The organism is Micrococcus sp. LASM2_SD2 (assembly GCF_057364565.1).
Genome location: NZ_JBNFOB010000162.1, coordinates 1 through 5558, shown reverse-complemented (window position 1 = coordinate 5558; position 5558 = coordinate 1). Strand labels below are relative to the sequence as shown.

The 5558-nt window shown below is 72.6% G+C and carries 8 protein-coding genes; 3 read left to right on the top strand and 5 right to left on the bottom strand.

Annotated features, from left to right (window positions below; translation table 11 throughout):
* On the bottom strand, positions 1-315 hold a 315-nt coding region (locus AC2W7A_RS08875; RefSeq protein ID WP_485991046.1), incomplete at its 3' end, for a PHP domain-containing protein.
* Positions 316-532: 217 nt separating this feature from the next.
* Positions 533-862, bottom strand: a complete 330-nt coding sequence (locus AC2W7A_RS08870; protein ID WP_485991045.1) for a DUF6504 family protein — start codon at positions 860-862, stop codon at positions 533-535.
* A 386-nt stretch (positions 863-1248) separates the two neighbouring features.
* On the opposite strand from AC2W7A_RS08870, the gene AC2W7A_RS08865 reads away from it, so the two are divergent.
* From AC2W7A_RS08865 to AC2W7A_RS08855, 3 genes are read left to right on the top strand one after another with little or no spacing between them, the layout of a single operon-like run.
* Complete coding sequence (locus AC2W7A_RS08865; RefSeq protein WP_485991044.1) at positions 1249-1707, top strand: peptidase associated/transthyretin-like domain-containing protein; 459 nt, start codon at positions 1249-1251, stop codon at positions 1705-1707.
* Complete coding sequence (locus tag AC2W7A_RS08860) at positions 1704-1892, top strand: hypothetical protein (protein WP_485991043.1); 189 nt, start codon at positions 1704-1706, stop codon at positions 1890-1892. The genes AC2W7A_RS08865 and AC2W7A_RS08860 overlap by 4 nt, the downstream gene beginning before the upstream one ends.
* A gap of 27 nt (positions 1893-1919) precedes the next feature.
* The gene (locus AC2W7A_RS08855) at positions 1920-3167 is read left to right on the top strand and encodes a calcineurin-like phosphoesterase C-terminal domain-containing protein (protein WP_485991042.1); all 1248 of its coding nucleotides are present in this window, start codon (positions 1920-1922) and stop codon (positions 3165-3167) included.
* Positions 3168-3216: 49 nt separating this feature from the next.
* Here the strand turns inward: AC2W7A_RS08855 and AC2W7A_RS08850 are convergent, their stop codons facing one another.
* From AC2W7A_RS08850 to AC2W7A_RS08840, 3 genes are all read right to left on the bottom strand, one after another.
* Complete coding sequence (locus AC2W7A_RS08850; RefSeq protein ID WP_485991041.1) at positions 3217-3498, bottom strand: benzoate/H(+) symporter BenE family transporter; 282 nt, start codon at positions 3496-3498, stop codon at positions 3217-3219.
* 288 nt (positions 3499-3786) lie between these two features.
* Complete coding sequence (locus AC2W7A_RS08845) at positions 3787-5031, bottom strand: metallophosphoesterase family protein (RefSeq protein WP_485991040.1); 1245 nt, start codon at positions 5029-5031, stop codon at positions 3787-3789.
* 273 nt (positions 5032-5304) lie between these two features.
* Positions 5305-5558: excalibur calcium-binding domain-containing protein (locus AC2W7A_RS08840; RefSeq protein ID WP_485991039.1), on the bottom strand; the 254-nt coding region annotated here is incomplete at its 5' end.

Genomic DNA, 5558 nt, shown 5'->3' with positions numbered 1-5558 from the left:
CCCCGCGTCCCCGTCCACCGCAGCGCCGTCCCCTGTGGGGCGGCCGGGGCCCGGCAGGTCGCCACGCTCCCCCGGCGCCAGGTCCGCCCAGGTGACGGCGAGGTCCACCCCGACGATCGGGGTGATCCCGTGCTCCAGGCATGCGGAGACGTGCTTGGCCATGCCGTAGAGGCCGTCACGGTCGGTGCAGGCGAGCAGGCGCTGCCCGTCGGCGGCCGCGGCCTGGACCAGCTCGGCGGGCCAGGACACCCCGTAGTGCGCGCTGAAGGCGCTGGCGACCTGCAGGTGGGCGAAGGGCTCGGTGGTCTCGGACATGAGGGCACTCCTGTTCGACGGACCCGGTGCCTCCCGTCGAGGACGGGAGGACCGGGCTGGCACGGTGCTGACGGAGTGCGGTGGGAAGCGCGGAGCGGTGTGATGAGACGGTGCGGATGAAGCGGAGGCGAGGCGGACGACGGAGGGAAGGGGCCGTCGTCGGGAAGGACGGGGCGGGCAGGGGCCCGTCCGCACGGACGGATCGACGGGCGGAGGGCTAGGCGGTGGCCATGAGGGGCAGTCCGACGCCGTCATGGATGCGGATCAGGCGCCAGCGGCCGGAGTCCAGGTGGTGGGCGACGTCCACGGTCTGCAACGGGGCGTTGCCGGCGCGGGCGAGCCGGACCTGGAGCCGCCAGATCTCGTGGTCCACGAGGCCGGCGCCGCGTCCCTTCTCGGCGCGGTACTCCTCGGCCCACCAGCGGCGGCGCTCATACCAGCGCAGCGGCCGCTCGGCGAGCGCATAGTCCCGCCCGTTCCAGCGGAGCCGGTGCGGCGTGCCGTCCGGAGCGCACTCCACGGCGACGGACTGCGTGAAGATTCCCATGGTCTTCTCCCTGTTCCCTGCTCGGTTCTGCCGGGATGGCCGGCGTATGCGGTCCCGGCGGCGGGCGCCGTCGGGCGGTGGGAGCGGCAGACCCCGGAAGGGGCCCTGGACGGAAAGCGCTGGGAAGGCCGCACCCACCATGCTACTCGAACATGTGTTCGAATCACATGCCCCGAAGCTACGCAGCCGGCCGGACACGATAAGCGTCACGGGCGCGCCCCCGGACTGTTCGCCGCAGGTCACCGGCAGGTAACCGACCGGCCACACCGCGCTGCCAGGGTCGACCTGCGCCGGGGCGTGCGGGGGGCACGCCGGAGGGAACGGCGCGCTTCACGGCGCGTGCCCCGGGGCTGTCCCGTCGACAGAACCGCAGAACGAGGTACACCGTGAAGACCACCGCACATGCGCGCCGCCTCGGCGCCGGAGCCATCGCCCTCACCCTGACCGGCGGCCTGCTCTCCGCAGCCGTCACCGCCCCGTCCGCCCTCACCGGCCCCGAGTCCGCCTCCGCCGGCTCCTCCTCCGCCTCCGCGCACCGCGACCACCCGGTGCACCCCGAGCATCCGGGCAAGGGTCCGAAGCGCCCGCACGATCCCGGCACCCCAGAGGACTTCGACTGGGACCGCGACGCCTACCGCGGCCAGGTGGACGTGCGCCGCACCCCGCACGACGCCCGCCCGAAGGACGAGGACACCCTGACCGGCCGCGTGTTCGTGGACGACGACCGCGACTCCCGCCGCCACCCCTCCGAGAAGGGCCTGGCCGGCGTGCGCGTCTCCAACGGCGAGGACGTGGTCCTCACGGACAAGCACGGCCGCTACGAGCTGCCGTCCGGGACAACATGACCGTGTTCGTCACCCAGCCCTCCGGCTACCGCGTGCCGGTGGACGCGGACAACGTCCCGCAGTTCCACTACCACCACCTGCCGGCCGGCTCCCCGGAGCTGGAGCACGGCGGCATCGCCCCGACCGGCGACCTCCCCGCGGCCGTGAACTTCCCGGTGGTGCAGGACGAGCGCATGGCCGATTAGGAGCAGCGCTGCCTGATCGGCGGCGACGTGCAGACCTACACCGAGCAGGAGGTCGAGTACGCCCGCGCCGGCGCCTTCGCGGACCTCGCCGAGCGGGAGGACTACACGGACTGCGGCATCCTGTTCATCGGGGACATCGTGGGCGACCGCCCGGACCTGTACCCGCAGACCCGCGAGCTGTCCTCCATGCTCAACGGACCGGCCTGGTTCCTGCCCGGCAACCACGACCTGGACTTCGACACCCCGGACTCCGAGCACGCCTTCGACAGCTTCCGTCAGGCCCTCGCCCCGGAGTACTACTCCTACGACGTCGGCGACACCCACGTGATCGCCCTGTCCTCCGTGGAGTACCCGCTCGCCGGCAGGAGCGGATACAACGGCTCGATCGACGAGCGTCAGATGGAGTGGCTGCGCCAGGACCTGGCCGCCACCCCGAAGGACCGGAAGATCGTGCTGGGCACACACGTGCCGCTGATGTCCTTCGCGGACAGCACCTCCGCCACCCACTCGATCGACCAGGTCCCGGAGATCTACGAGCTCCTCGAGGGCCGCGAGGTCGTCACGGTCGGTGGCCACACCCACTCCCTGGAGAACCTGCGCGCCGGCGACCTCGTGGCCGGCTGGCGGGACCTGTTCGGCATCGACGGCCTGCCGTTCGACCACCTGGTGGCCGGCGCGATCTCCGGCGACTGGTACTCCGGCCGCCTCGTGGACGGGGGCCGGTACCCGCTGGCCGCCCAGCGTGACGGTGCCCTGCCGGGCGTGGTCACCCTGGACATGACCAAGGAGGGCATCGCCTCCCGGTTCACCGTCCGCGGCGACGACGGCTCCGACCAGATGACCCTCGGCCTGAACACCCCGGCCTACCGCGCGTGGTTCGAGGCGAACCGGGACCGTGCGGGCGAGGCCGAGCCGTTCGCGGACCCGCACACCGTGGCCGCCGACGAGCTGGCGGGCTCCTGGCTGACCGCCAACGTGTTCATGGGCGCCACCGGCACCGAGGTCGAGGTCAGCGTGGACGGCGGCGAGCCGGTCGCGGCGACCCGCACCCAGGAGATGGACGGCGAGGAGGTCCGCGTGGGCGCCGAGTACTCGGACCCGGCCGCGGTTCAGGAGCAGCTGGTGCACGGCGGCTCGGTCGCGGACCGCTCCATGCACCTGTGGCGCCTGCCGCTGCCGGCCGACCTGGCCGCCGGCGAGCACACCGCCGAGGTCACCGTGACCGACCTCAACGGCGAGCGCCACACCGAGACGCTCGCCTTCACGGTGCGCTGACCCGCATCGGGCGCTGACGCGCCCCGTCACGACGACGGCCCCGCCACCTTCAGACGGTGACGGGGCCGTGGTCTGTGCCGCGCCGGAAGAGACGGGCGACGGAGGCGGAGCCGAAGAAGGCGCCCACCACCTCGGGGAAGGACAGGTGCTGCAGGGACGGGCCCACCAGCACGGTGCCCGGGATGGACCAGGCGAACCCCAGCGGCCGCCGGTACAGCAGGGACATCACGATCGTTGCCAGGGCGGCGGACAGGAACATGCCGCACACCCAGGAGGCCAGCTGGGCGGGGCTCAGTCCCCCGGCGGCGCCCACGGCGAGGGTGACGGCCACCGGCTCCGGTGCCGGAGAACACGACCCCGACGAGCCCGTTGACGGCGTAGCCCGGGCCCAGGTCCGCCCAGATCCGGCGTGGGGTGGGCGGCCCGGGGCGCGCCTGCGGTTCCGTCGCGGTTGCCGTCATGGTGTCCTCCTGCCTGCGTCGCCGGTCCACGGGGCCGCGCCAGGCGACCGGAATCGACGCTCTGAATGTGGTCCGCGTCTCAGCGGACCACGTCGGAGGAGGGCACCGCACCAGGGGTCTCCCCGGTCGTGCGCCGGGGAGCCCCCAGGGTGTGCGGGTCAGACCTTCAGGTAACGGGGGAACGCGGTCGGCTCGTCGATCGGCTGGGTCCCGGGGGTCATGTCGATGCCGAGGTCCTTGGCGTAGACGAGGCGGGTGTCGCCGGTGTAGACGCCATCGGCGGCCTCGTCGAGCTCGAAGACGCGGGCGCCGCGCATAGTGTGCATGGTGGCGGTGCCGTCTCCGAGGCCGTAGGTGCCGAAGCCGGTGCCCGGGGAGTAGCCGAGCTCGACGCCGAAGTAGTCGCCCGTGAAGTCGTTGATGTGGTCGTGGCCGCAGTAGATGCCCTTGACCTCGCCGAGCTCCTTGACGAACGAGTAGACGCCGGAGTTGACCAGGCCGTGGTAGACGCCCTCGTTGTTGACGCCGACGATGCCGTGGCGCTTCACGGCCTCGGTGTGCCCGCTGCCCGCGCCGCCGACCTGGACGCCCTGCCACATCATGTCGTGCTCGAAGGTGGGGATGTGGAAGAACATCAGGCCCGGGGTCCGCTTCCCGTACCGGGTGCGGGTCGCCGTCGAGGTCTCCAGGTACCAGGCGAGCTGGTCCGGGCGGATCCAGTCGTAGCCGCGCAGGCCGTCCGTGGACTGGCCGGCGGTGTCCGCCTCGGTGGCGTAGCGGCCTGAGTCGAGCAGCCAGATCGCGAAGGCCGGCGCGTCGCCGCGGGAGCCCTTGACGAGGATCTGGGCGTTGGTGTGCCCGGTCAGGCCGGGGATGCGCGCGGGGTTGAGGTTGTGGCGGTAGCCGCGGAGGAACTCGTAGATGCGGTCCTCGGTCATGCCGGTGCCGTGGGCGAGCGAGTCCTCGTCGTGGTTGCCGAACGTGACGGCCCAGCCGATGCCGCGGGACTCCATGGGCATGACCACGTTGTTGTAGGCCTGCTTGACCTCGAGCTCGGTCGTCGGCGAGCCGTCGATGCAGTCGCCGTTGATGAGGGCGAAGTCCGGCTTGACCCGGTCCAGGACCTGCTCCATGAGCTCGATGGTGCGGCGGTCGGTGAGCGGTCCGTCCTGGGTGTCGTTGAACTGGACGATCGTGAAGCGGCCGTCGCGGCCGAACTGCAGGGGCATGGGTCCGTGGTGGCCCTTCCTGCCCGTGGCGGGGGCGGCTGCGGCGCCGTTCGGCAGCACGCCGAGCATGCCGGCGGCCGCGGCGGCACCGCCTCCGGCCAGCAGGCCCCGGCGGCCGAGGCCCCGTGCCTGGTCGTTCTCCGGGTCCTGGTGATGGGTGTGGGTCGTGGTCATCGTGCGTGCCCGTCCTTCCGGCTCGATGGTGCGGCGGACGGCTCCTCGCCCCCGCCGCGTCGAACTTATGGAGGCCCGGTGACGTCCGCGTGCCCATCCGTCGGCGGGCCGATGAACGTCCGGGGATCCTGGGCGGACGCACAGCGGGGTGCCCCACTCCCCTCATCCCGGGCACAGTCGGGAGGGGGCGTAGCAGGCCAGGACGACGACGGCCCCGTCCCCCTACGAGGGGGACGGGGCCGTGGCATCAGGGCGTCAGGACGAGGTCCGTGGTCACTTCTCGCAACCGATTCCGTCACCGTCGCGGTCAAGGTGCTTCGCATACCCCGGCTGACCGACCTTGATCGGGGCCGCGCCTGCCGCGCGCACCGCGGCACAGTTCTCGTAGTTGACCGCGCCGCCGGTGTTCGCCGGAGGCTGTGCGGCCGTCGGTGCAGGGGCCTGCGTCGTGGGGCGTGGATGCCCAGGCCTGCGGTGCGGGCGTGGACGACGCGCCGGCTTCGGAGCCGCGCCTGGGCGGCCGGGGG

Coding starts and splice junctions, on each gene's coding strand:
- AC2W7A_RS08860 (WP_485991043.1), top strand. CDS start 1,704: ATGACCGTGTTCGTCACCCAGCCCTCCGGCTACCGCGTGCCGGTGGAC.
- AC2W7A_RS08870 (WP_485991045.1), bottom strand. CDS start 862: ATGGGAATCTTCACGCAGTCCGTCGCCGTGGAGTGCGCTCCGGACGGC.
- AC2W7A_RS08845 (WP_485991040.1), bottom strand. CDS start 5,031: ATGACCACGACCCACACCCATCACCAGGACCCGGAGAACGACCAGGCA.